The following is a 2,895-nucleotide window of genomic DNA, read 5'->3' as shown; positions in this document are numbered from 1 at the left end:
CACCCCGCCACCCGCGTTGATCATGAGGTTGTTGCTCTCGGCTCGGCGAGTCGGGGCAACAACTTCATGATCAACAGGGTCGGGGTGGCGCCGGCGGGGAAAGGATGGGGACATGTTCGGCATCGGGAAGAAGTGGGAACGGGACCTGGACGCCGCCGCTGACGAGTTGGTCGCGGCCGACACGCTCGCCTTCGGCGGGGTCGGCTTCGCCGGCACGCTGCTGCCGGTGACCGAGGCGTACAACCGGGTCGAGGCCGCCCTCGACGACCACCCCGAGGAGGTACGCGAGCGACTCGACCGGGTGCTGGCCGAGGGCTCACCCGCCGGCCGGGCGTACGCGGCCACGCTGCTGGAGCGGATCGACCCGACGGCGGCCCGAGCGGCCTGGACGTCACTGCGGGACGACCCGACCGAGTTCACGACGTTCGTCGGCTGCGTGATGGGGCGTTCCACCCTCGGCGAGTACGCCGCCCAGCGACTCGCCGCGGCGTGATCCGTTTCCACCGGACCGTCCACACCGCCGCCGCCACGCCCGGCGACGCGGTGGATGCCGTCAGTAGCTGAGCTTTCGGTCACGACACGAGTCACTCCGGTGCCGGGGGTTGTTACCGTCTGCGCCGACGTACCTGGGGAGGTGGTCGGTGGACCTGTCGGTGGCGTACCTGGCGGCGGTGGCCGTACTCGCGGTGGTCGTGGTCGTGCTCGTCGTGCGGGCCCGGCGGCGGGCGGCGACCCGGCCCGGCGAGCGACCCGCGCGTGGCCGGGCGACGGAACCGTCGCGCGGCGGCCCACACGGTCTGTCCGTCGGCGACCGCCTGCGCATCCGCGAGCGGGAGTACGCCGTGAGCGGCACGATCCGCCTCGTCGAGGGGGACTGGAGCTGGGTGCAGCACCTGCTCGACGACGGCTCCGGCACCCACCACCGCCTGTCGGTGGAGGGCGGCGGCCCCGACCTCGAACTGGTGCTCTGGACCGCCGAGCCCGGCGCGACCGTCACCCCGGGCGCCCCGACCATCGACCTCGGCGGGCGGCGCTACACCTGGGCCGAGACCGGGCAGGCGCGCTACACCGCCATCGGCGAGACCGGGCTGCCGGCGGCCGGGACCATGCGCTACCACGACTACCAGTCCGGCGGCGACGCGCGGCTCTCCTTCGAGGCGTACGGCGAAGAGGGCTGGCTGGTGGCCCGCGGCGACCTGCTCGACCCCGCTGAGCTGACGATCCCACCCACTGCCGAAGAGCGCTGAGCCGGACGCGACGGGCGCGCCGAGGTCGCCAGGGCATGCCAAGGTGGCCAGTTGTCGATACGGTGTGGGCGATCTAGGGAAGGAGAATCGTGGTCGATTCCCAGAGCACGCCGGCCCGCCAGCGGCCGTCCATCGTGACGATTTCCAGCTACCTGCTCTTCCTGTTCCTGGCGTGCCAGGTGATCAGTCTGATCCTCACCCTCTCCACCATCGGCAAGACCCGCGACGTGCTGCGTGACGCGTACGAGGGCAGCTCCGCCGAAGGCGCCGACCAGGTGGCGGACTTCTTCTTCGCCTTCGGCCTCGGCAGCAGCATCCTCCTGCTGCTGCTCGCGGTCGCCCTGGGTGTGTTGGCCCTGCTCAACAACCAGGGCCGCAACGGTGCCCGGATCACCACCTGGATCATCGGCGGCATCATGGTCTGCTGCGTGGGTGGCACCCTGCTCAGCGGGGCGGCCGGCAGCTTCACCACCGGCGGGGACACCGGTGGCGACATGCCGAGCGGCGAGGAGATCCAGCGCCGGCTCGACGAGGCGCTGCCCTCCTGGATCACCCCGGTCAGCCTCCTGCTCGGCGTGGTCAGCCTGATCGCGCTGCTCGCCGCGCTGATCCTGCTGGCGCTCCCGAAGGCCAACGAGTTCTTCCGCAAGCCCACCGCGGGCTGGGAGCCGCCCACCCCGGGCGCCAGCTACCCGGGCTACCCGCAGACCACCGCGCAGCCGGGCTACCCGCAGACCCCGGGCCAGCCGGGCTACCCGTCCAGCGGCGAGCCGGGCTACCCGTCCACGCCGGGCCAGGCGTCCGGGTCGGGGCAGCCGGGTTACCCGCCGCCGTCCGGGCCCCCGTCCTCGTCGGGCCCGTCCGGTGCGGACCGACCGGACGACACGCCGCCGTCCGACCGTCCCGGGCCGACCCCGCCGTCGACGAGTTGACCGTTCGATAACCACGACGCCGACGATCCCTCCGAGTAGGTTGCAACCCGACGCCTACCGGAGGGATTCGTCGTGTCGTACCCGGAATCGACAGCGGCCCGCCGGCCCGCCGTGGTCCTGCTGGCCACAGCGGTGCTGCTGGTGATGGCGGTCGGCGCGCTCGCGTACACCGTCGTCGACCTGGCGGTGCTCGGCCGAACGGTCGACGCGTTCCGTACCGCCGCCCGGGACACTTCGGCGAGCCCGCAGCAGATCGACGACGTGGTGACCCTGCTGCGCGCGTCCGCGGCGGTGTCGGCCGTGGTCGCCGCGCTCTCCGCGTTGGTGCTCGCCGGGCTGGCGCTCTCGCTGCCGGCTGGTCGCAACGGCGTCCGGGTGGCCACCTGGGTGGTCTGCGGCCTCGGTCTGCTCGCCGGCTGTTGCAGCGTGGCGGTGCTCGTCGGCGAACGGGCCGCGCCGCTGCGGCTCGGTGCCGACGAGCGCGCCACCGCGGAGTTGCTGGGCCTGATCGGTGACGCGTACCCGTCATGGTGGATCCCGCTCAACGCGGGGCTTTCCGTCGGACAGGGCCTCGGTTACCTTGTGGTAGCAACGCTCCTGGCCCTGCCGGCGGCGAACGCCTGGTTCGGTCGACACCGCCCGACGGCGCCGGTCGTGCCGTCCGCTCCTGTCTCTTATACACCTCTGACGCTGCCGACGATAAGGCTCGTGTAGAT

General features: G+C 72.4%; 4 protein-coding genes. All 4 read left to right on the top strand.

Going from position 1 to position 2,895, the window contains the following annotated elements:
- Positions 1-112 precede the first annotated feature (112 nt).
- The 4 genes from DKT68_RS03035 to DKT68_RS03020 all read left to right on the top strand — a co-directional run bounded on the left by DKT68_RS03035 (position 113) and on the right by DKT68_RS03020 (position 2,893).
- On the top strand, positions 113-493 hold the full coding sequence (locus DKT68_RS03035; protein ID WP_109815906.1) for a hypothetical protein: 381 nt from the start codon (positions 113-115) through the stop codon (positions 491-493).
- A gap of 148 nt (positions 494-641) precedes the next feature.
- On the top strand, positions 642-1,247 hold the full coding sequence (locus DKT68_RS03030) for a DUF4178 domain-containing protein (RefSeq protein WP_109815905.1): 606 nt from the start codon (positions 642-644) through the stop codon (positions 1,245-1,247).
- 89 nt (positions 1,248-1,336) lie between these two features.
- Entirely contained in the window at positions 1,337-2,179 is an 843-nt protein-coding gene (locus tag DKT68_RS03025) for a hypothetical protein (protein ID WP_109815904.1), read from the top strand.
- 72 nt (positions 2,180-2,251) lie between these two features.
- The gene (locus tag DKT68_RS03020; RefSeq protein WP_109815903.1) at positions 2,252-2,893 is read left to right on the top strand and encodes a hypothetical protein; all 642 of its coding nucleotides are present in this window, start codon (positions 2,252-2,254) and stop codon (positions 2,891-2,893) included.
- The last annotated feature ends 2 nt before the right edge of the window (positions 2,894-2,895 follow it).

Origin of the sequence: Micromonospora acroterricola (assembly GCF_003172955.1) — a bacterium.
In the GTDB taxonomy this organism is placed as follows: Bacteria; Actinomycetota; Actinomycetes; order Mycobacteriales; family Micromonosporaceae; genus Micromonospora; species Micromonospora acroterricola.
This window is presented reverse-complemented; position numbering and strand designations above follow the sequence as displayed.